This window comes from Kribbella lupini (assembly GCF_039529595.1).
Taxonomy (GTDB): Bacteria; Actinomycetota; Actinomycetes; order Propionibacteriales; family Kribbellaceae; genus Kribbella; species Kribbella lupini.
This window is the reverse complement of the sequence record NZ_BAAANC010000002.1, coordinates 702,848-724,196: the sequence shown is the minus strand read 5'-3', so window position 1 is coordinate 724,196 and position 21,349 is coordinate 702,848. Positions and strand designations below refer to the sequence as shown.

The following is a 21,349-nucleotide window of genomic DNA, read 5'->3' as shown; positions in this document are numbered from 1 at the left end:
AGACCTCTCATCAAGACGCGAGCCCCGCGTTGGCGACGGCGAGATGGTACGCCGAGTACGCCCGCAACGCGGTCAGCTGCTGCCCGGTGAGCCGGTCGCACACCCACTGCCAGTGCAGCGAGACCCACTCGCCGGGCGCGAGCGGATCGAGCAGGTCGTGCCGCCGGACGGTCTCCCGCCGAAGGGGGCCGAGGGCAAGCAGCCGCCCGGTCCAGGTCAGCGGGCGCGACTCGACCACGACCTCGCTCCCGGTGTCGGCGACCACCTGCCCCCACCGGATCCGGCACTGGTCGAGCACGTGCAGCGCCTGCGAACCCGCGCGCTCGTCGCCGAGCAACGCGACCCACGGATAGACGCAGAACACCTGGTAGCTGTGGTGCGGCCGCCCGCCGGCCTCCAGCATCGCCTCCAGGTCGTCGAGCAGCGGATTGCCGATCCAGTACGCCTCCACCACCTGCTGGTCCAGCGGATCGTTCAACCCCGCCGCCCGCGCGATGAGTTGCAGGCACGGCCACGCGCTCTCGAACTGCCGCGCCAGGTCGCGCACCTCGTCAACCGCACCACGCACGGACGACGTCAGCAGCGCGCCGGCGTCCGCGGGACCGCAGTACCCGAGCAGGTTCGGCGCCATCGCGTACCGCACGAACAGCAACGGCCCGGCGTCGGTCGCGATCATCACTCGCCGCCGAAGAACGCCAGCGCGTCGGCGGCGCGCTCGGCCGTCATCCGCTCCAGCGCGAACCCGCTGTGGATCAGGATGTACTCACCCGGGACGAACGGCCCGTCGAGCAGCGCCAGGTTGATCTCCCGCACCACTCCGGCCACCTCGACCCGTCCGAGGTCGCAGCCCTCGACGCTGCTCACGATCCGGCCCGGGATCCCGAGGCACATTACGGCGACACCCGCTCGGCAACGACGAGCTCGGTCACCAGCCGAGCCGCGGTCTCCACCGCGCCCTGCACCGCCGGAGTCAGCCCGATCCCCGCCTCGAGCTCAGCGGGCTCACATCCGACCACGACTACGCGCCCCAGCGTCCCACCCAGCCGCGGCACCAGCGCCAGTACGGCGTCCGGTCCGAGATCGTGCGCGTCCATCGCGACCTCGTCCTCCGGTACGGCGTCCGGCTCGGCCTCCATCACGTACACCGTGCCGGGCACTTCACCGCGCTGAACGACATCCACCAGCACGACCAACTCGTACGGCTCCAGCAGCTGGTACGCCAGGTGGATCCCGCGAATCCCGAAGTCCCGCACCTCGACCCCGTCCGGCCAGGTCTGTCGCGCCAGCACTTCGATCACCGACACCCCGAACGCGTCGTCGGTGCAGAAGACATTGCCCAACCCGGCAATCAGCACCGGCTCCCTCATCCCGCACCCACCAAGGGCTCCAGCTCGTCCGGCGCGAAGTACAGGTACCGCCCGTGCGACCGCTGCACCTCACCCTCCTCACCGTCCAGCGCCACGGCGACGTGCGTCTGCCCGTCCACATCAGCCAGTACGGCGACCACGGTCCCCACCCGATCCGCCAGGAACATGTCCTGCGCGTCCGCCCGCCGGATCCCCGGCCGCAACCGCACCCGTACGCCGTTGCCCACGGCAACCCCGCCGACCTGCACGGTGTCGGTCTCCGGCGAGACTGTGCTGTCGTTCCCCGGGTCCCACCACGGCACCTCGGCCGGCTCCGGCGCGGTCACCTCCCGCACGTACCGCAGCGTCCCGTGCAGCCGGTCGAGCAGTTCCTGCGGCATCCCGTCCACCCGGTCGAGCATCGCCGCCGCCCGCGGATCCGTCCCGCGCACCTCGCGCTTCTCCTCGTCGGTGAGCGTCATCGTCCGCAGGCTGAGGATCTCGTCGATCTCGGTCGCGTCGAACAGGTCGCCCTGGCTCTCGGGCGCGATCCGCGGATGGTCGTACAGGATGATCGGCGACGACAGCAGCAGCTCACCCGCGAGCACCGGGAAGATCCTGACGTTCTCGCACGCCGCCACGTACCCGGTCGCCCACTCCGGCGGTTCGAGCAGCGACAAGAACCGCGCTCCCTCCGCCGCGACCAGCACGTGGTGAGCGATCAACGCACGTTGCAGCGCGCCGGCCCGGTCGTGATCGCCGTCGGCGCTGGTGTTCTCGACCCGAAGCCGCAGCCGGCACACGCCGTACGGCCCAGGCAGCTCAGAGGCACTCAGTTCGACGAATCCCGCCAACGGCTGGCGCGACCGGCGAAGCTGCCCCTTGCCCAAGTCCTCGAAGATGCTCCCGCCAGGGATCGAAAACCCCTTCCGCAACGGAAGCTCCGACAGCCGCACCACAAACTCCACACACTGCTCGACGGCCTCGTCCCACGGCACATAGGTCGCCTCGGCGGTCTCCAACGCCCCGACCTCGACCCCGGCCACATCCAGAACGGTCCGCCGCTGCGCCTGCAGGAACCGCAGCCGGACAGTCACCTCACCATCCGACCCGTCCAGCAGACAGTCGGTCTGCGACCACGACCGCTCCGACGGATCCGCGTACCCCGGCGGCATCAGTACGCCGAACTGCCAGCGCACCCGGTTCTTCCCGTCCGACGCCCGGTACGGGTACAGCACGTACCCCTCGAACAACAACGCGTCCGCGACCTGCTGCACCGCGTCGAAGCGGCTCATTCCAGCTTCTCCTTCAGCAGCCGCTCGATCGCGTCGTCCCAGCCGGGCAACGCCTCCCGCGCCCGGTAGTCGTACAGCTTGTCGAACGTCTCCCGCCGCAACCGCAACCACGCGGCTCCCGGGAAGTGCTGGTCCATCGCCGCCCGCCACACCGGTACCGGCAGCGCGTACGACGTCTCCTTCTGCCACGCGACCGGCGTCACCGACAACGTCCCCGGCCGACCGGTGAAGATCGTCCCGTTGAAGAGCAGCAGCAGCGGTACGCCGCCCTCCCGCAGCGCGTACAGGTACTTGTGCGCGGCGACGTCGAAGTCGTAGCTGCACGGCAGCCCCAGGTCGACGTCGGCCGATCCGCTGAACCCGGGAACCATCTGCGTGACGAACGCCAGTTGCAGCGGCTTCAGCGTCTCGCCCCACCGAGCCCGTTCCCCGAACAGGTCCGCGAGCGCGTCGCCCTCGGCGTCGTCGTACCGGCGGCGGATCGGCTCGATCCGGATCTGGCAGCGCAGCGCGAGCGCGTGCACCGGCGTCCCGGTCGTCTCGGTGATCCGCAGGTGCAGCTGGATCGTCGGCGTCGCCGCGTACCGGTCGGCATCGGCGCCCAGGCAGGTGAACTCGAGGTCAACCACGGCACTTCTCCGCGACGCCGGCGAAGAACGCGTCGATCTGCTGCCAGACCTCCTCGCCGCCGGCGAAGCCCTCCCAGTACTGCCGGACCAGCCCGACGAGCTCGTAGCAGGCGTCGATCGGCACCAGGTAGCAGACGAAGCCGCTGGGAAGTCGCCGCAGGAGCACCGCCTCGACGTCCGGCACGAGCCCGACCAGCAAAGGATCTGCCGCCACGACCTCGGCCCAGCTCGCCAGGTCGAGCAGCGACTCGGTCGCTCCGCCGGGGCTGGGGTAGAAGGCGACGTGCCGCCCCTGATCGGTCTGGTGGAACAGGAACGCCAGGTCGACCGGGATACCCAGCGACTCCCACTGCGCCGGCGTCATCGCGAAGTTCACGTCGTACCGGTAGTTCTCCGGTACGGCGCGGTAGTGCCCGCGCGACGCCGCCTCGACGTCGAACAGCAGGTAGCACGGCCGGCACGTGCACAGCAGCCGATGATCCGGTACGTCGGCCACGTGCGGGTGCACGGGCCCGATCGGGACCGCGCACATCTCGCACTGCTCACCCGGCGCCAGCTGCGGCCGAACCCCGCCGGTGAACCCGCGGAGGACCGCCACGGGATCCACCGCGGCCCCGGCGCCCGCGCCGGGAACCGCCCCGGCGGGCGGCGGCTTCTCCCGGGCGAGGGCGCGCAGCGTCGACGACGGTCTCACGCGGGTTGCCTCCCTGGGATCGCGACCTTCCACTCGACCCCGTCCGGCAGCAGCGGCATCGCCTCCAGGGACGGAGCGCCGACCGGCGCGAGGGCACGACCGGCCAGGCGGACGTCGTACTGGGCGGTGCAGCGCGGGCAGGTGAGCTGATCGCCGTCCAGCCGGCCGTGCTGCAGCACCGACGAGCAGACCGGGCAACTGTTGCGATAGGCAAAGAATGTGCCGGCGAGGTTGGCGACCAGCAGCTCGAGATCGGCGACCACGAGCTTCTGCAGCCGGCCCGGCGCGGTGACGAGCGTGACCGGGTGCCAGCCCTCGGACTGCGGCCGGAACGGCTCGATCGTCAGCAGGGTCTGCTGCGGCTTGGTCTCGACCATCCCCTCCACCGCGACGGCGACGGCTTCGGGCGCGGCGTCGAGCACCGCGTTCTCCACGGTCAGCCGAACCGTCGCGGTGGAACCGGGACATCCGTCGCAGCTGCCCTGCAACCGCAGCTGCACGACGCCGTCGTCGTCGATGCCGAGGTAGTCGATGCCGCCGGCATGGGAGCCCAGGTACGGGCGGACGCTGTCCAGCGCGTGCTGGATCCGCGTCGCCACGTCGTCGGGATGGAGGTCGTGCAGCAGCAGCATGCCCGCCACCAGGTCGTCCTCGAGCACGGTCCGGACCTGCGGCTCGTCCAGCCGCGCGAGCAGCTGCTCGAGGCCCGCGCCGTGCAACGCGAGCACCGCCCGGACCAGTTCCTCGACCTTGGCCGTGATCTCCGGCTCGGCGCGCCGCTGGACCTCGTCCAGCAGCACGTCGATCCGTTCGCTCAGGGCCTGGACGTCGTGCCGGCTCCCAGTCGACGCCGTCATGTCAGTACGGCTTCACCGCGAGCGTGGGCGAGTGCAGATGGGTCTTCTCGCGCCCGTTGCCGACGAACATGTGCACTCCGCACGGCAGGCACGGGTCGAAGCTGCGGACCGCCCGCATGATGTCGATGCCCTTGAACGTCTCCGGCGGGTTCTCCTCGAAGATCGGCGTGTTCTGGACCGCGTCCTCGTACGGGCCGGGCGTGCCGTAGCTGTCCCGGACGCTGCCGTTCCACGGCGTCGGCGGGTACGGGTGGTAGTTCGCGATCTTTCCGTCGCGGATCACCATGTGGTGCGACAGCACCCCGCGGACCGCCTCGGTGAACCCGCACGAGATCGCGTCGTCCGGAACCTTGAACGGCGTCCAGGTCTCGGTCCGGCCCGCTCGTACCTCGGCCATCGCCTTCTCGCAGAAGTGCAGCGCGAGCGCGGCGGCGTACGCCTGGAAGTAGGTCCGGGCCCGGTTGCGCTCCAGGGCGTTGCTCCAGCGCGGGATCTTCCACTCGTACTCCGTGGCCGGCTTGAGTGCGGTCCGCGGCAGCTGGATCTTCACACTGTGCCCGGTGGCCTGGACGTAGTCGGTGTTCACCAGCCCGGACAGCGCGGTCGACCACAGCCGGGCGATCGGGCCGCCGCCGGTGTCGAGCGCGAGGTGGTCGGTGCCGTCGAACCAGCGCGGTGACATCGTCCAGCTGTAGGCGCCGGAGAAGTCGCGCTTCTGCGGCTTGGGGAGCGTGTGCTGGTTCCACGGGTGCCGGACGTCGATCGTGTTGCCCAGCGCGTCCTTGTCGACGAACTTCTCGTGACCGCCGCCGGCCCAGTCGTCGTAGAACGAGCTGCCGAGCAGGATCCGCAGGCCGAGGTTGATGTCCATCAGGCTGTTGGTGACCAGCTTGCCGTCCACGACGATGCCGGGCGTGACGAACATCTTCCGGCCCCAGGCCTCCATCGTCTCGTACCGGAAGTCGCAGACCGCCGGGTCCTGCAGGCTTCCCCAGCAGCCGAGCAGGATCCGCCGCTCGCCGACGTGCTCGTAACCGGGCAGCGCCTCGTAGAAGAAGTCGAACAGGTCGTCGTGCAGCGGCACGACCTTCTTCATGAACTCGATGTAGCGCATCAGCCGGGTCAGGTAGTCGGTGAACAGCTGGATCGTCGCCACCGTGCCCACCCCGCCGGGGTACAGCGTGGAGGGGTGCACGTGCCGGCCCTCCATCAGGCAGAACATCTCGCGGGTGTAGCGGCTGACGTGCAGCGCCTCGCGGTAGAAGTCGCCCTCCAGCGGGTTCAGCGACCGCATGATGTCGCCGATCGTCCGGTACCCGTGGTCGCCGGCGTGCGGGGCCTCGGTCCGGTTCGCCAGTTCCAGCACGCCCGGGTTGGTCTCCTTGACCATCCGCTCGCAGTAGTCCACCCCGACCAGGTTCTCCTGGAAGATGTTGTGGTCGAACATGTACTCCGCGGCCTCGCCGAGGTTGACGATCCACTCGCCCAGGTGCGGCGGCGCGACGCCGTAGGCCATGTTCTGCGCGTAGACCGAGCAGGTGGCGTGGTTGTCGCCGCAGATGCCGCAGATCCGGCTGGTGATGAAGTGCGCGTCGCGCGGGTCCTTGCCCTTCATGAAGATGCTGTAGCCGCGGAAGATGGACGACGTGCTGTGGCACTCCTCGACGGTCTTGGACTTGAAGTTCACGTTGGCGTAGATGCCGAGGCTGCCGACGATCCGGGTGATCGGGTCCCAGGCCATCTCGACGACGTCGGAGCTCTGGCCGGCGTCGGGTTCCAGGTGCTCGCCGATCTTCGGTTCGGTGGTGGTCATGGCTGCCGCACCTTCTCGTAGCCGGTGGTCAGGTTCGGGCCCGGGTGCCGCCACTTGGGCTCTTTGTTCTTCTGGTTCTGGGTGATCTTGCGCAGCCGCCGGATGACGGTGCCGTAGACCGTGCTCGCGGCGACCGAGATGTTGCTGCCGAACGGCTCGTCCATGAACGGCATGAACTTGTCCGGGAAACCGGGCATCGTGCAGGCGATGCAGATGCCTCCGACGTTCGGGCAGCCGCCGACCCCGTTGATCCAGCCGCGCTTGGGAACGTTGCAGTTGACCACCGGTCCCCAGCAGCCCAGCTTCACCAGGCACTTGGGGGACCCGTACTCCTTGGCGAAGTCGCCCTGCTCGTAGTACCCGGCACGGTCGCAGCCCTCGTGCACGGTCCGGCCGAACAGCCACTGCGGCCGCAGCTCGGCGTCCAGCGGGATCATCGGCGCCTGGCCGGCGACCTGGTAGAGCAGGTAGACCAGCGTCTCGGACAGGTTGTCGGGATGGATCGGGCAGCCGGGCACGCAAACGATCGGCAGGCCGGCCTTGGACTTCCAGTTCCAGCCGAGGTAGTCCGGCACGCCCATCGCGCCGGTCGGGTTGCCCGCCATCGCGTGGATCCCGCCGTACGCCGCACAGGTGCCGACGGCAACGACCGCGGTGGCCTTCGGCGCCAGCCGGTCCAGCCACTCCGACGTCTTCATCGGCTGGCCGGTGGCCGGGTTGTTGCCGAAACCGGCCCAGTACCCGTCGGCCTTGATGGCCTCGTTCGGAATCGACCCCTCGACCACCAGCACGAACGGCTCCAGCTCGCCGCGGTCGGCCTTGTGCCACCACTCGATGAAGTTGTCCGCGCCGGTCTCGGGGCCGCACTCGAAGTCGATCAGCGGCCAGTGCACGGCGATCTTCGGCAGTCCCGGCAGCGCCCCGAGCACGATCTCCTCGATACTCGGCTGGGTGGCCGCGGTGAGGGCGACGGAGTCGCCGTCGCAGCTCAGCCCGCCGTTCATCCAGAGGATGTGCACGACACCTTCGTCGGCCTCCTGCTGCGCCTGCTCGGGTTCCAGGGTCGTCGACATCGTCCGGGCCTCCTCGTCACAGGGAGTTCCCTTCGGAGGCTACGTTGCGGCCGGGCGCCGGGACAGACACTTGTGTCGGATATTAATGGCACTGTCCGGAAATCCGGGACTCCGCGATTCCCGGACATTCTTCGAAAGCGCGGTGGCCTTTTCGGACGATTTTCCGCGACGCGTCGATCAGCGGTGCCGCGAGGACTACGGTAGGGCATCGGACCACCCCTGAGAGCCGTGCTGAGATGTCTGACCTCCCGCCGGGCGACGCCGACCACGGCCTGTTCGTCGCGCCGGTGGTGGTCGTCTCCCACACCTTCCCGGCCCGGCCGGGCGCGTTGCCGGACGCCGAGCTGTTCGTCCGGGAGGCGCTGGAACCGGTCGTCCTGGAGCAGGCCGAGAGCGCTGCCCTGTACGACGCGATCACGGCGGCGATGCTGGCCGCCGCGGGCCCGGACAACGGCGCTTTCGACGTCACCGTGAGGATCTTCGCCGACGACGTGGAGGTCGAGGTGCTGCACGGCGCGTCGCGGCGGTGGCTGGGCACGTCGCCGCGCGCGGGGGACGAACCGTTCGGCGCGTGGCTGGAGGCCGTGCTGGCCCGGCAGGGGCTGTCGCAGGAGGCGGCCGCGCAGCAAGTCGGGGTCTCGGTCCGGACGATCAGCCGGTGGCTGCACGGCGACACCGAGCCCCGGCTGCGCGACCTGCGCCGGGTGCACGCGGTGTTCGGACCGCCGGCCGCCGGATAACGGACCCCGGTATTTCCGGATTGTCCGCTCTGGCGCAGTCAACGGCCCGGGTCTACGCTGCGAAAAGAGTCCGTCGATGACCGATTTCGCCATCTCCGATCGGCCTGCACCAGGTAATTCCTGACAATTCCATCGGCAGGTGGTGGGTGCCACGGCTGCTCAGGGTTCCCGTCTCCGGGTCCGGCTCATCGTGTCCGGCGTGGTTCAGGGCGTCGGCTTCCGGCCGTTCGTGTACGCCCTGGCGCGCGAGCTCGGGCTGTCCGGTCAGGTGACCAACACCCCCGCGGGGGTGGTCGTCGAGGTCGAGGGTGCCCCGGAGCCGGTGAGAGCGTTCGGGCGCAGGATCGGCACGGACGCGCCGCCGTTGGCGGTGGTGGAGTCGGTGGGGTGCGAGGAGGTGCCGGTGCGGGGCGGCACCGCCTTCGTCATCCGGGACTCGACCGGTGGGACCGGCCGGACCCTGGTCTCGCCGGACGTTGCTTTGTGCAACGACTGTGCCGCCGAGCAGGACGACCCGGCCGACCGCCGGTACCGGCACCCGTTCGTCACCTGCACGAACTGCGGGCCCCGCTTCACGATCATCACCGGCCTGCCGTACGACCGGCCGGCCACCACGATGGCCGGGTTCCCGCTCTGCCCCGACTGCGCCCGCGAGTACGCCGATCCGGCCGACCGCAGGTTCCACGCGCAGCCGATCGCCTGCCCGGCCTGCGGTCCACGGCTCAGCTTCGTGCGGCCGGGCGCCGACCCGTCGTACGACGAGAGCGCGCTGGCCGAGGCGCACCGGGTGCTGACCGACGGCGAGATCCTTGCCGTCAAAGGGATCGGGGGATTCCACCTGGTCTGCGACGCGGGCGATCCGGCGGCGGTCGCGATGCTGCGCAAACGCAAGGACCGCGGCGACAAGCCGTTCGCGGTGATGGCGGCGGACCTGGAGACCGCGCGGCAGATCGCGGTGATCGGTCCGGCCGAGGAGGCGTCGCTCACGGGGCACCAGCGCCCGATCGTGCTGCTGCGCCGTACCGTGTGCCCGGCGGTCGCCGCGGAGGTCGCGCCGGGCAATCCGGACCTGGGCGTGATGCTGCCGTACACGCCGTTGCACCGGCTGCTCTTCGACCAGCCCGGGCCCACCGTGCTGGTGATGACCAGCGGCAACGTGTCCGGCGAACCGATCGTGATCGACGACGCCGAGGCGTTGGACCGCCTCGCGCCGTTGGCGGACGCGTGGCTCGGCCACGACCGGCCGATCCACGTGCCGTGCGACGACTCCGTCGTCCGGGTGGTCGACGAGGTGGAACTGCCCGTACGGCGGTCGCGCGGCTACGCGCCGTTCCCGGTGGCGCTGCCGTTCCCGGTGCGCCCGGTGCTGGCCGTGGGCGGAGATCTGAAGAACACCTTCGCCGTCGCCGACGGGCGGTACGCGTGGCTGTCGGCGCACGTGGGGGACATGGACGACCTCGCGACCCTGGCCGCCTTCGAACGTGCCGAGCAGCATCTCGAGCAGTTGACCGGCGTACGGCCGGAAGTGCTGGTGACGGACAAGCATCCGGCGTACCGGTCACGGCAGTGGGCGAAGCTGCACGCCGAAGGGCGGCCGGTGGTCGGCGTACAGCATCATCACGCGCACCTGGCGTCGGTCCTGGCCGAGCACGGGTACGACGGTGAGCCGGTGATCGGCTTCGCCTTCGACGGGACCGGGTACGGCGACGACGGGGCGGTCTGGGGCGGTGAGGTGCTGCTCGCCGACTACGACGGGTTCGAGCGCTACGCCCACCTGGCCTACGTTCCGTTGCCCGGTGGTGATGCGGGGGTCCGGAATCCCTGCCGGATGGCGCTGGCGCACCTGCACGCGGCCGGCGTCGAGTGGGATCCGCGGCTTCCGGCGGTCCAGGCCTGCACGGGGGAGGAACTGGACCGCCTGAAGCTGCAGCTCGGCCGGAACCTGGCGTGCGCGCCGACGTCGAGCATGGGCCGGCTGTTCGACGCGGTGTCGTCGCTTGCGGGGGTGTGTCATCGGGCCGGCTACGAGGCGCAAGCCGCGATCGAGCTGGAAGGCCTCGCGCTGGGCACGCCGTACGGCGAGGCCTACGTCTTCCGTTGCGCGGAAGGACTGATCGACCCGGCGCCGGTGCTGGCGGCCGTCGTACGGGACGTTGTCGACGGGCTGCCGCCCGGGGTGATCGGGGCGCGGTTCCATCAGGGGCTGGTGGACGCGATGGTCGAGATCGCCGGGCGGGTTCGCGCCGCGCGCGGGCTGTCGACGGTCGCGCTGTCCGGCGGCGTGTTCGTCAACCAGTTGTTGCTGTCAGCAAGTAGCCGGGCGCTGGACGCGGCCGGCTTCACCGTACTGCGGCACCGGCGGGTCCCGCCCACCGATGCCGGGATCGCGCTCGGCCAGCTGGCCGTCGCGGCCCGTGTCCCCGTACCGAAGGAGGAAGCAGCATGTGTCTAGCGGTTCCGGGACGGGTCGTGGAGATCCGGGAAGAGGACGGCACGCGGATGGGAATGGTGGACTTCGGCGGGGTGCTGAAGGACGTCTGCCTGGCCTACCTGCCCGACCTGGAGGTCGGTGAGTACACGATCGTGCACGTCGGCTTCGCGCTGCAGCGGCTCGACGAGGAGTCCGCGCGGCAGTCGCTGGCGCTGTACCGGCAGCTGGGCGCGCTGGAGGAGGAGTTCGGGGACCACTGGGGACTCGCGGCGCAGCAGGCCGGGGAACGGCGGCCGCCGGGGACAGAGGAGACGATGTCATGAAGTACTTGGCCGAGTTCAGCGATCCGGTGCTGGCGAAGAAGCTGGTCGACCAGATCCACGCCACCGTCACCAGACCGTGGGCGATGATGGAGGTCTGCGGCGGGCAGACCCACACGATCGTGCGGCACGGGATCGACCAGCTGCTGCCGGACGGGGTCGAGATGATCCACGGCCCGGGCTGCCCGGTCTGCGTGACGCCGCTGGAGATCATCGACAAGGCGCTGGAGATCGCGTCCCAGCCCGGCGTGATCTTCTGCTCGTTCGGCGACATGCTGCGGGTGCCGGGCAGCAGCCGGGACCTGTTCCGGATCAAGAGCGAGGGCGGCGACGTACGGGTGGTCTACTCGCCGCTGGACGCGCTGAAGATCGCGAAGGACAACCCGGACCGCGAGGTGGTGTTCTTCGGGATCGGCTTCGAGACGACGGCGCCGCCGAACGCGATGACGGTGTACCAGGCCAAGCAGCAGGACATCGCGAACTTCAGCCTGCTGGTCTCGCACGTGCGGGTCCCGCCGGCCATCTCGGCGATCATGGAGTCGCCGAACTGCCGGGTGCAGGCGTTCCTCGCGGCCGGGCACGTGTGCAGCGTGATGGGCGTGTCGGAGTACCCGCCGCTGGCCGCGAAGTACCGGGTGCCGATCGTGGTCACCGGGTTCGAGCCGCTGGACATCCTGGCCGGGATCCTGCGCACGGTGACGCAGCTGGAGCGCGGCGAGCACGTGGTCGAGAACGCCTACCGGCGCGCGGTCACCGACGAGGGCAACACCGCCGCCCAGGCGATGCTGTCCGACGTCTTCGAGACGACCGACCGGGCCTGGCGGGGGATCGGGATGATCCCGCAGAGCGGCTGGCGGCTGTCCGAGCGCTACCGCGCGTACGACGCGGAGTACCGGTTCCAGGTCCGCGACATCGCCACCGAGGAGTCGAAGGTCTGCCGCAGCGGCGAGGTGCTGCAGGGGCACATCAAACCGCACGAGTGCGAAGCGTTCGGGACGCTGTGCACGCCGAGGAATCCACTGGGCGCCACGATGGTCTCGAGCGAGGGCGCCTGTGCGGCGTACTACCTCTACCGCCGGCTGCAGACGCCCGAGGTGGTGAGTTCCGTTGGCTGAGCAGGTGATGCTCCCGGATCCCGAACTGCCGAGCTTCGACGGCTGGACCTGCCCGCTGCCGCTGCGCGACCACCGGACCGTGGTGATGGGACACGGTGGCGGTGGGCAACTGTCGGCCGAGCTGATCGAGCACCTCTTCGTCCCGGCGTTCGCGAACCCGTTGCTGGAGGGGATGGCCGACTCCGCTGTGGTCACCCTCGGCGGTGCGCGGCTGGCGTTCTCGACGGATTCCTTCGTGGTGCAGCCGCTGTTCTTCCCCGGCGGCAGCATCGGCGACCTCGCGGTCAACGGCACGGTCAACGACCTGGCCATGTCCGGCGCGCAGGCGGCGTACCTGTCCTGCGGGTTCATCCTGGAGGAAGGCGTGGAGCTGTCCGTGGTCGGCCGGATCGCGGCCGACCTCGGGGCGGCGGCCCGCCGGGCCGGCGTGACCGTCGCGACCGGCGACACCAAGGTCGTCGACTCCGGCCACGGCGACGGCGTCTACGTGAACACCGCCGGGATCGGTCTGGTCCCCGACGGCGTCGACATCCGCCCGCAGCGCGCCGTACCGGGTGACGTGGTGATCGTCAGCGGCATGATCGGAGTGCACGGCATCGCGATCATGAGCGTGCGCGAGGGCATCTCGTTCGGCACCGAGGTGGTCAGCGACTGCGCCCCGCTGAACGGCCTGGTCGCCGCGATGCTCGACGTCACGCTCGACCTGCACGTCCTGCGCGACCCGACCCGCGGCGGCGTGGCCACGTCCCTGAACGAGATCGCCAAGGCCGCCGGCGTGGGCATCGAACTGACCGAGAGCGTGCTTCCCATTCCCGAGACCGTCGCCAACGCCTGTTCCTTCCTCGGCCTCGACCCCCTGTACGTCGCCAACGAGGGCAAGTTGCTCGCCGTCGTCGCCCCGGAGGACGCCGAGGCTGTCCTGGCGGCGCTCCAGGCCCATCCGCTGGGAGTCGACGCCGCCGTCATCGGTGAATGCGTACCCGACCACCCCGGCATGGTCGTCACCCGCACCACCTTCGGCGCCACCCGCGTCGTCGACACCCCGATCGGAGAACAACTGCCCCGCATCTGCTGAGCTCAGGAGGTCACCCGGTCCGGCGGTATCGTTCCCCGCGTGCGGGGGAACTGGCGGTGGGCTGCGGCTGTGGTCGTGTGTGTTGCCGCATGCATCGTTCTGCCGTTGCTGTGGCGGCACTCGATGGTGGATCTGAAGGTCTACCGGCTCGGCGGTGAGACGCTGCTCCGCAACGCCTCCGCCCTGTACGACGTACGCCTGGGTGGTACGCCGTTGCCCTTCACGTATCCGCCGTTCGCGGCGGTGGTGATGGTGCCGTTCGCCTTGATGCCCTGGCCGGTCGCTGCGGTGGTGTGGACCGCGATCACGCTGGTCTGCCTGGTGGCGGTCTGGCGGTTGTGCGTGCAACTGCCGCCGGCCGTGATGCTCGGGGTGGTTGCCGCGTCGCTGCTGCTCGAGCCGGTGCGGGAGACGCTGGGATTCGGGCAGATCAACCTGTTGCTCTGCGCCCTCGTCCTGTACGACGTACTCAACCGCAAGCATCCCGCGCGCGGGATCTGGATCGGTGTTGCCGCGGGCATCAAGCTCACGCCGCTGGTGTTCTTCGGGCTGCTCGTCGTCACTCGCCAGTGGAAAGCGCTGGCCTCCGCGACCGCCGGGTTCGCCGCGACCGTGCTGATCGGCTTCGCCGTCACGCCGCACGCGGCCGCGACGTACTGGACCTCGCTGGTCTCGGACGCCACCCGGGTCGGAGGACTTGCCTTCTCCAGCAACCAGTCCTGGAACGGGTTCCTGGTCCGCGTGCAGGGAAATCTCGACGGTGGCGGTCCGGTCTGGCTCGTGCTCGTCGCGCTGACGGCCGTGGCCGGTCTCTGCTTCTGCCGCGTCCTGTGGAACCAAGGCGACGCTCTCGCCGCCGTCTCCGTCTGCGGACTCCTCGGGCTGCTCTGCTCGCCGGTCTCCTGGAGCCACCACTGGGTCTGGTGCATCCCGCTCGGCGTCGTGGCCCTGCAGCGGCTGAACGGGCGGGTAAAAGTTGCTGTTGGCATCTTGTGGTGCGCCGTCTTCGCGGTGGCGCCGATCTGGTGGCCACCGAACCACGAGAACCGTGAACTGGAGTGGACGTTCGCAGATCAGCTGGCCGGTAACGCCTATCTGATCGCGGCGAATCTGGTTGTCGTGCTCGTCAGCTACTCGGTGAAAAGTTCCCGACACGCCGTGACAGCAACCTGCCAGTCGGTCTAGGCCGGTCTGACCCTTTCGGCCTGTCACTCTCGACAGGTGAGTACGGGGATCCTGGGGGACCCGGTCAACCGCCGCTGGTGGCTGACCGTGGCGGTTTGTGTTGCCGTCGGCATCCTTTTGCCGTTCGTCTGGGACCACACCGGCGCGGACCTGAAGGTCTACCGGCTCGGTGGGTCGATGGTGCTCGACGACCCGTCGTCGCTGTACGCCGCGCGGATGCGCGACATCACGATGCCGTTCACCTACCCCCTGTTCGGCGCGATGGTGATGGTCCCGGTCGCGGTGATGCCCTGGCCGGTCGCGTACGGCGTGTCGATCGCGGTCTCGTTGTTCGCGCTCGTGGTGATCTGGCGACTCTGCCTGCGCCGTCTGCCGCCGGCCAGTTCCTGGGGCCCGGCCGGACTGATCGCCGTCAGCGCCGCGTCACTGCTGATCGAACCGGTCCGCGAGACCCTGTCGTACGGGCAGATCAACCTGATCTTGTGCGCGCTCATCCTGTACGACGTACTGGAAGTCCGCCGGCCGCGCCGCGGCATCTGGCTGGGGATCGCCGCGGGCATCAAGCTCACGCCACTCGTGTTCTTCGGGATGCTGGTCGTCACCCGGCAGTGGCGGGCACTCGCGCACGCGTCGGCCGCGTTCGCCGCGACGATGCTGGCCGGGTTCCTCATCGCGCCCTCGGCGGCCTGGGAGTACTGGACCAAGCTGCTGTCCGACACCGGCCGGATCGGCGGGCTGGCCTACTCGGGCAACCAGTCCTGGAACGGCTTCCTGATCCGCGTCACCGGCGACCTGGACGGCGGCGGCCTGGCCTGGAAGGTCGCCGTCCTGCTGACCGTCGTCGCCGGCCTCTGGCTCACCCGCGCGCTGTGGCTGCGCGGTGAGCGACTCGGCGCGACCGCGGTCGCGGGCATGATCAGCCTGCTCTGCTCGCCGGTGTCGTGGAGCCACCACTGGGTCTGGATGATCCCGCTCGGCGTCGCGCTGCTCACCGGTACGCGAGTCGGGCGGCGGTTCCCGGTGCAGACCGCGGCGACCTGGTTCGGCCTGCTGGCGCTCGCGCCGATCTGGTGGGTTCCGCGTCGCGCCAACCGCGAGCTCGAGTGGAACATGCTCGAACAGGTCGCCGGCAACGCCTACCTGTGGCTGGCCCTGACCGCGGGCGTCCTGCTGGCCGCGGGTGGCCGGGCGAAGAAGGTGCCGTCGGCAACGGCTGTGCGGGCTGGCGTACCCGGCTAGAGGTCGTTCAGCCAGTCGTACCAGGTTTGCATGCCGGTGCCCTTTGTGGCCGAGACCTGCAGGACTCGCGCGCCGGGGCGGACCTCGTCGATCAGCCGCAGGCACAGGTCGACGTCGAAGTCGACGTACGGGAGCAGGTCGATCTTGTTCAGCAGGACGAGGTCGGCGGTGCGGAACATGTACGGGTACTTGGCCGGCTTGTCGGCGCCCTCGGTGACCGAGATGATCACCACCCGCGCGGCCTCACCGAGGTCGAACAGCGCCGGGCAGACCAGGTTGCCGACGTTCTCGACGAAGACCAGCGAGCCGTCCGGCGGCTCCAGCCGGGACAGCCCGGAGGCGAGCATCCGCGCGTCCAGGTGGCAGCCCGCGCCGGTGTTGATCTGGACGACCTTGCTGCCGGTCGCGCGGATCCGCTCGGCGTCGTACAGGGTCTCCTGGTCTCCCTCGATCACCAGGGCCTGGCGGCGGTCGCCGATCGCACGGATCGTGTGCTCCAGCACGGTGGTCTTGCCCGAGCCGGGGGAGCTCATCAGGTTGACCGCGGCGATGCCGTGCTCCTGCAGGCGGTGCCGGTTCGCGGCCGCGAGCGCGTCGTTCTTGGCCAGGATCTCCTGCTCCAGCAGGACGGTCCTGGTCTCCGCGACAGCCAGGTCCTCGGCGTGCCCGTGGCCGTGACCATGGCCGTGACCGTGCCCCTGCTCGTCGTCGTGCTGGTGGTCGTGGACGACGGTCAGCCGGGTGCCGGCGCCGTCCGGCTGTCCGCAACCGCAGGTGCTGCACATGTCAGGGCACCTCCACCGAGATGATTCTCAGCTGCTCGCCACTGAGGATGTCGAGGTCCGCACTGCCGCACGGGCACAGCAGGATCGGCTCGTCGAGGCCGAACTCGTCACCGCATCCTCGACAGTACGCCCGCCCCGGCGGCTCGTCGATGTCCAACCGGGCGCCCTGCAGACCGGTGCCCTGAACGACCACCTCGAAGCAGAACCGGACCGAGTCGGCCACGATGCCGGACAGCCGGCCGATCTCCAGCCGTACGGCGACGACCGGTCCGTCGCCGATCTTCTCGACGATCGCATCGACAACGCTCTCCGTGACGGCGAGCTCGTGCATCTCTCGACGCTAGGCGGGTCCGCGACCCACGGCAAGACAACGGCCCCCGGGAGCAGTGCTCCCAGGGGCCGTGGTGTCGCGAGCTCAGAAGTCGAAGCCGCCGAAGTCGCCGAAGTCGCCGCCGCCCATGTCGCCGCCGCCCGGGTCCTCGCTGAAGTCGAAGCCGCCGCCGTCGCCACCGTCACCGCCGTCGAAGCCACCGCCGTCGCCGCCCTCGAAGCCGCCGCCGGCCAGGTCGCCGTAGCCGCCCCCGGCGAACATGCCGCCGAGCATCGTGCCGATGAACATGCCGGTCATCACGCCGCCCAGCGCACCGAACATGCCCTGCGCGTACGGCGCGTACGCCGGTCCGGCCTGCCAGTACGGGACGCGCTGCGGGCCGACCATCACCTTGCGGATGTCCGGGTCGGCGCCGGCGCGGACCCGCTCGGCGTCCGCGGCGCAGGCCGGGACCTCGCGCGGGGCACCGCCGGCCGGGGCCCAGGTGACGTCCTCGACGGACGGGCCGTGCTGCGGGTTGAAGAAGCAGGACGGGCGGCGCTGCGGGAGCGGCTCGTTGTTGACCCGGGCGCGCACGCAGGCCATCGCGTACCGGCCGTCCTCGAGGATCTCGATCACGTGCTTGATCTGGTCGGCCGCGGTGACCTGCTCGACCGCCTGCTTGGCCGACTCGTACGAGTCCAGCGCGCGCTGGTAGTCCTGCCGGGCGCCGTCGCCGAGGTCCTTGCCGACCATGTCCAGGTCGAGGTCCTGCAGCTCCTCGCCGAACTTGGTGATGTCCTCGTCGGCGGTGCGCTTGACCGACTCGAGCTCGGCCGAGGTCACCTGGTCGCGCTGCTGGGTCTGCAGCTGGGTCCGGCGGTAGGAGCGGTAAGCCAGCACTGCGATCACGACCACCGCGATCAGCAGAATCAGTTCCATGACGTGCCTTCCTCGACGGGCTTTGAGTCGAGCCTACCGAAGCGGTCCAATTCCCCTGCGTGAACAGGCGTTCACCGCTCCTCGTACCGCTCCCGCATCGCCGGGCTCGCCGCCGGGCCGGAGGTGAACACGTAGCGTGGCCCGTCCACCGGCTGTCCGGTGGCGCGGTCGACCAGCACCGGCTCGACCTCCTCGCCGGTCTCGGAGTCGATCAGGATCATCGTCCGTTCCTCCGGGGCGAGCCGCTCGTTGCCCCAGGCCGCGAGCGCGACGATCACCGGCCGCAGCGACCGGCCCAGCTCGGTCAGCACGTACTCGTACCGGGGCGGTCGGTCCTGGTACTGCCGCCGCTCCAGCAGTCCGTCGTCCACCAGCGTCTTCAACCGCGTGGTCAGCATGCTCGAGGAGATCTTCAGGTTCCGCTGGAACTCGTCGAACCGCGTGAAGCCGTCGAACGCGTCGTGCAGGATCAGCAGCGTCCACCACTCGCCGACGTGCCGGGCGGTCGTCGACAGCGGGCAGGACAGATCCTCGAGCCGGAACTGGTTCCGCATCCACACACCCCTCACTTCGATTTCCGAAGCCAGTTTAGGGCGCGCCACGCAGGGTGACGGCAATCCCGGAGATCCGATCACTGTTTGCGCATAATCGGTCACAGCTGCTCATCAGCGAACAGAACTGCCGGAGGCTCTCCGATGCGTGTCACACCACCCCTGCGACTGACCCTGACCGCGGTGACCGGGCTTGCCCTGTTCGTCCCGGTGCTCCAGGTGCCGTGGAACGAACCGGCCCCGGCCGACGCCGCGCCCGTCTCGGCGTACGACGTCGAGCCGTCGTACCGGGAACTGCCCTTGCGACCGGCGACCGGGGCGAAGGTGGCGAGCGCGTCGGCGCAGACGCAAGCCTTCGGGATGGTCGGCGTCACCTGGCCGGCCCGCAAGAGCTCGTCCGGCATCGAGGCGAAGATCCGCGTCCAACGCAGCGGGAAGTGGGCGGCCTGGGAGCGGCTGGTCGTCGAGGACGAACACGGTCCGGACGGTGCCGAGGGCAAGGAACGCTCGGGGACCGAGCCGATCTGGGTCGGGACGGCGGACGGCGTCGAGGCGGCGGTCACCACCACCGACGGTACGCCGGTGCCGGACGCGAAGCTGATCCTGATCCAGCCCGGAACCAGGGCCGCGGACAACGATCCGCCGACCACGCCCGAGCAGCCGATCGAGCCCGAGGGCAGCCGCGCGCCGTACGGCATGCCGCGGATCGTCGGGCGGCCGGGCTGGGGTGCGGACGAGAGGCTGCGGTCGCACAACGGCGCCGCCTGCGCGAAGCCGAAGTACACCAGCACTGTGCAGGCCGCGTTCGTGCACCACACCGCGGACACCAACAACTACACCAGCGCGCAGGTCCCGGCGATGATCCGCGCCATGTACACGTACCACGTGAAGAGCCGTGGCTGGTGCGACCTCGGCTACAACTTCCTGGTCGACAAGTTCGGCCGCGCGTGGGAGGGCCGGTACGGCGGCATGCAGTTGCCGGTGCTCGGCGCGCACACCGGGTCGTTCAACGCGAACTCCTTCGGCGTCTCGCTGATCGGCAACTTCGACAAGGTCGCGCCGACCGCGCAGATGATGGAGATGACGGCCCGGATCGTCGCCTGGAAGCTGGACGCGAACTACCGCTCCCCGCTGGCCACGGTGATCCTGGACGGCAGCAAGCTCGGCACCGTCTCGGGCCACCGCGACACCAAGGCGACCGCGTGCCCCGGCAAGAACCTGTACTCCAGACTCGGTTGGCTGAAGCAACGGGTCAACGCCTTGATGGGCAAGAGCGTGTCCACCGAGATCTACCGGCGCGCGCAGCAGCACGGCGGGTACCGGGCGGTCGGGCAACCGTTCTGGGGCGAGCACCCGACGAAGACCGGACGGGCGACGTACTTCGGTGCCCTGGACATCTACTGGTCGGCGCGCACCGGCGCGTGGTCGGTGCGCGGTGGCTTCAAGGCGCAGTTCCGCAGGATCGGTCCGGACGGGTTCCTGGGGATGCCGACCGCCGAGCAGCGCAACGGCCGCGTCCCGGGCAGCCGGCTGCAGACGTTCCGCAACGGCGGCTTGTACTGGTCGCCGCAGACGGGCATGTTCCCGGTCGCCGGGTTGATCTCCCGCAAGTACGGCTCGCTCGGCGCGGAAGGATCGTGGCTCGGCCTGCCCACCTCGGGGATCTACCAGGTCAACGGTGGCCAGCAGCAACGGTTCCAGCACGGCAAGCTCACCGCCAGCACCCGCACGCAGAAGGTCTACGTCTCGTGAAACGCATGATGGTCGTCGCGCTCGTGGCAGCGACGTTGCCCAGTGGCCTCGCGGTCGCGCACGAGGGCGCCGTACCGCCCGAGGCCGAGGCGACCCAGACGATCACCGGCCGCGGCTTCGGCCACGGCCGCGGCATGTCCCAGTACGGCGCACAGGGCGCGGCCCTGGCCGGCAAGAACGTGCAGCAGATCCTCGACTTCTACTACCCCGGCACGGGGGTCGGCAAGGCGACCGGGTCGGTGCGGATCCGCATCACCGCGGACAGCACCGACGGCGTCCGGGTGATGTCGGTCAGCGGGCTGAAGCTGCGTGACCTGAAGACCAACAAGGTCTACACGTTGCCTGTGGCAAGCAACAGGAACCAGTGGTCGATCGATCCGCACGGTACGCACGGCACGCAGGTCCGTTCGTTCGACGCGAAGAAGCGGACCTGGTCGCTGTGGCGGACGTTGACCGGAATGGCGCAGTTCGAGGGGCCGGCCGTGATCGGGCTCGTCATGCCGAGCGGGGCGCAGGCGAAGTACCGCGGAGCGCTCCGGGCGGCCGATGTCGGCGGCGCGCACCTGGACACGATCAACGTGCTGCCGTTGGAGACCTACCTGCGCGGCGTCGTACCGCGCGAGGCGATCACCAGCTGGCGGCCGGCCGCGTTGCAGGCCCAGTCCGTTGCCGCGCGCACCTATGCGGCGTACCACCGCAAGCGTGCGGGGAGCCGGGCCTACGACCTGTGCGACACCATCGCCTGCCAGGTGTACGGCGGCTACTCGTCGGAGAAGGCGTCGACCAACGCGGCGATCGCGGCCACGGCCGGGCAGATCCGGCTCTACCGGAACACGCCGATCATCGCCGAGTTCTCGTCCTCGAACGGCGGCGCGACGACGGCCGGCACGGTCGCGTACCAGCTGGCCAAGCTGGACAGCTGGGACGCGTACCCGGGCAACAAGAACCCGAACGTCACCTGGTCGACGACGCGGACCAGCGCGCAGCTGCAGGCCGCTTTCGGGGTCGGCAAGCTGAAGGGCGTCTCGATCAGCCGGCGGACCGGGCTCGGGCCCGACGGCGGCCGGGTCACGCGGGTGGTCGCGACGGGCGCGGCCGGGACGCGCGCGTTCACCGGCGATCAGGTCCGGGCGAACCTGCATCTGAAGTCCGCCTGGTTCGTCTTCGGTAGTTGATATACCAAGAGGTGAACTCTTG

The 21,349-nt window shown here is 69.9% G+C and carries 22 protein-coding genes; 9 read left to right on the top strand and 13 right to left on the bottom strand.

Annotation, left to right across the window (positions count from 1 at the left end; translation table 11 throughout):
* Positions 1-10 precede the first annotated feature (10 nt).
* Genes ABD235_RS16655 through ABD235_RS16615 form a run of 9 tightly spaced genes read right to left on the bottom strand, consistent with a single transcriptional unit; the run spans position 11 to position 7,707 of the window.
* On the bottom strand, positions 11-676 hold the full coding sequence (locus ABD235_RS16655) for a DUF6390 family protein (RefSeq protein WP_344175046.1): 666 nt from the start codon (positions 674-676) through the stop codon (positions 11-13).
* Complete coding sequence (locus ABD235_RS16650) at positions 676-891, bottom strand: HypC/HybG/HupF family hydrogenase formation chaperone (RefSeq protein ID WP_344175045.1); 216 nt, start codon at positions 889-891, stop codon at positions 676-678. The genes ABD235_RS16655 and ABD235_RS16650 overlap by 1 nt, the downstream gene beginning before the upstream one ends.
* The gene (locus ABD235_RS16645) at positions 891-1,367 is read right to left on the bottom strand and encodes a hydrogenase maturation protease (RefSeq protein ID WP_344175044.1); all 477 of its coding nucleotides are present in this window, start codon (positions 1,365-1,367) and stop codon (positions 891-893) included. The genes ABD235_RS16650 and ABD235_RS16645 overlap by 1 nt, the downstream gene beginning before the upstream one ends.
* Positions 1,364-2,641: a hypothetical protein gene (locus ABD235_RS16640; RefSeq protein ID WP_344175043.1), complete on the bottom strand. Its 1,278-nt coding sequence runs from the start codon at positions 2,639-2,641 to the stop codon at positions 1,364-1,366. The genes ABD235_RS16645 and ABD235_RS16640 overlap by 4 nt, the downstream gene beginning before the upstream one ends.
* On the bottom strand, positions 2,638-3,270 hold the full coding sequence (locus tag ABD235_RS16635; protein WP_344175042.1) for a DUF6084 family protein: 633 nt from the start codon (positions 3,268-3,270) through the stop codon (positions 2,638-2,640). The genes ABD235_RS16640 and ABD235_RS16635 overlap by 4 nt, the downstream gene beginning before the upstream one ends.
* Entirely contained in the window at positions 3,263-3,964 is a 702-nt protein-coding gene (locus ABD235_RS16630; RefSeq protein ID WP_344175041.1) for a DUF5947 family protein, read from the bottom strand. The genes ABD235_RS16635 and ABD235_RS16630 overlap by 8 nt, the downstream gene beginning before the upstream one ends.
* Positions 3,961-4,821 (bottom strand): NifU family protein, encoded by an 861-nt coding sequence (locus ABD235_RS16625; RefSeq protein ID WP_344175040.1) that lies wholly within the window; start codon positions 4,819-4,821, stop codon positions 3,961-3,963. Before ABD235_RS16625 ends, ABD235_RS16630 begins: the two co-directional genes overlap by 4 nt.
* A 1-nt stretch (position 4,822) precedes the next feature.
* Positions 4,823-6,634 carry a nickel-dependent hydrogenase large subunit gene (locus ABD235_RS16620; RefSeq protein WP_344175039.1) on the bottom strand — a complete coding sequence of 604 codons (1,812 nt, stop codon included), beginning with the start codon at positions 6,632-6,634 and terminating at the stop codon, positions 4,823-4,825.
* Entirely contained in the window at positions 6,631-7,707 is a 1,077-nt protein-coding gene (locus ABD235_RS16615; protein ID WP_344175038.1) for an NADH-quinone oxidoreductase subunit B family protein, read from the bottom strand. The genes ABD235_RS16620 and ABD235_RS16615 overlap by 4 nt, the downstream gene beginning before the upstream one ends.
* Positions 7,708-7,943: 236 nt before the next feature.
* On the opposite strand from ABD235_RS16615, the gene ABD235_RS16610 reads away from it, so the two are divergent.
* The 7 genes from ABD235_RS16610 to ABD235_RS16580 all read left to right on the top strand — a co-directional run bounded on the left by ABD235_RS16610 (position 7,944) and on the right by ABD235_RS16580 (position 15,812).
* Positions 7,944-8,447 carry a helix-turn-helix domain-containing protein gene (locus ABD235_RS16610; RefSeq protein WP_344175036.1) on the top strand — a complete coding sequence of 168 codons (504 nt, stop codon included), beginning with the start codon at positions 7,944-7,946 and terminating at the stop codon, positions 8,445-8,447.
* A gap of 139 nt (positions 8,448-8,586) precedes the next feature.
* The gene (gene hypF / locus ABD235_RS16605) at positions 8,587-10,899 is read left to right on the top strand and encodes a carbamoyltransferase HypF (protein ID WP_344175034.1); all 2,313 of its coding nucleotides are present in this window, start codon (positions 8,587-8,589) and stop codon (positions 10,897-10,899) included.
* On the top strand, positions 10,890-11,201 hold the full coding sequence (locus ABD235_RS16600; RefSeq protein WP_344175033.1) for a HypC/HybG/HupF family hydrogenase formation chaperone: 312 nt from the start codon (positions 10,890-10,892) through the stop codon (positions 11,199-11,201). The genes hypF and ABD235_RS16600 overlap by 10 nt, the downstream gene beginning before the upstream one ends.
* Positions 11,198-12,313 (top strand): hydrogenase formation protein HypD, encoded by a 1,116-nt coding sequence (gene hypD, locus ABD235_RS16595; RefSeq protein ID WP_344175032.1) that lies wholly within the window; start codon positions 11,198-11,200, stop codon positions 12,311-12,313. The genes ABD235_RS16600 and hypD overlap by 4 nt, the downstream gene beginning before the upstream one ends.
* Positions 12,306-13,388 carry a hydrogenase expression/formation protein HypE gene (hypE, locus tag ABD235_RS16590; protein ID WP_344175031.1) on the top strand — a complete coding sequence of 361 codons (1,083 nt, stop codon included), beginning with the start codon at positions 12,306-12,308 and terminating at the stop codon, positions 13,386-13,388. Before hypD ends, hypE begins: the two co-directional genes overlap by 8 nt.
* A 39-nt stretch (positions 13,389-13,427) precedes the next feature.
* Positions 13,428-14,573 (top strand): glycosyltransferase 87 family protein, encoded by a 1,146-nt coding sequence (locus ABD235_RS16585; RefSeq protein ID WP_344175030.1) that lies wholly within the window; start codon positions 13,428-13,430, stop codon positions 14,571-14,573.
* A gap of 36 nt (positions 14,574-14,609) precedes the next feature.
* Positions 14,610-15,812, top strand: a complete 1,203-nt coding sequence (locus tag ABD235_RS16580) for a glycosyltransferase 87 family protein (RefSeq protein WP_344175029.1) — start codon at positions 14,610-14,612, stop codon at positions 15,810-15,812.
* Here the strand turns inward: ABD235_RS16580 and hypB are convergent.
* From hypB to ABD235_RS16560, 4 genes are all read right to left on the bottom strand, one after another.
* On the bottom strand, positions 15,809-16,597 hold the full coding sequence (gene hypB, locus ABD235_RS16575; RefSeq protein ID WP_344175028.1) for a hydrogenase nickel incorporation protein HypB: 789 nt from the start codon (positions 16,595-16,597) through the stop codon (positions 15,809-15,811). The genes ABD235_RS16580 and hypB overlap by 4 nt on opposite strands.
* Position 16,598: 1 nt before the next feature.
* On the bottom strand, positions 16,599-16,928 hold the full coding sequence (locus ABD235_RS16570) for a hydrogenase maturation nickel metallochaperone HypA/HybF (protein WP_344175027.1): 330 nt from the start codon (positions 16,926-16,928) through the stop codon (positions 16,599-16,601).
* Positions 16,929-17,012: 84 nt separating this feature from the next.
* A complete protein-coding gene (locus ABD235_RS16565) occupies positions 17,013-17,849 on the bottom strand; it encodes a hypothetical protein (protein WP_344175026.1) in 837 nt (278 codons plus the stop codon).
* 71 nt (positions 17,850-17,920) lie between these two features.
* Positions 17,921-18,403, bottom strand: coding sequence for a winged helix-turn-helix transcriptional regulator (locus tag ABD235_RS16560; RefSeq protein ID WP_344175025.1), 483 nt, complete (start codon positions 18,401-18,403; stop codon positions 17,921-17,923).
* Positions 18,404-18,544: 141 nt separating this feature from the next.
* Between ABD235_RS16560 and ABD235_RS16555 the strand changes: the two genes are divergently transcribed.
* Together ABD235_RS16555 and ABD235_RS16550 are read left to right on the top strand one after the other, a co-directional pair.
* A complete protein-coding gene (locus ABD235_RS16555; protein WP_344175024.1) occupies positions 18,545-20,152 on the top strand; it encodes an N-acetylmuramoyl-L-alanine amidase in 1,608 nt (535 codons plus the stop codon).
* Positions 20,153-20,157: 5 nt separating this feature from the next.
* Complete coding sequence (locus ABD235_RS16550) at positions 20,158-21,327, top strand: SpoIID/LytB domain-containing protein (RefSeq protein WP_344178673.1); 1,170 nt, start codon at positions 20,158-20,160, stop codon at positions 21,325-21,327.
* Positions 21,328-21,349: the final 22 nt, after the last annotated feature.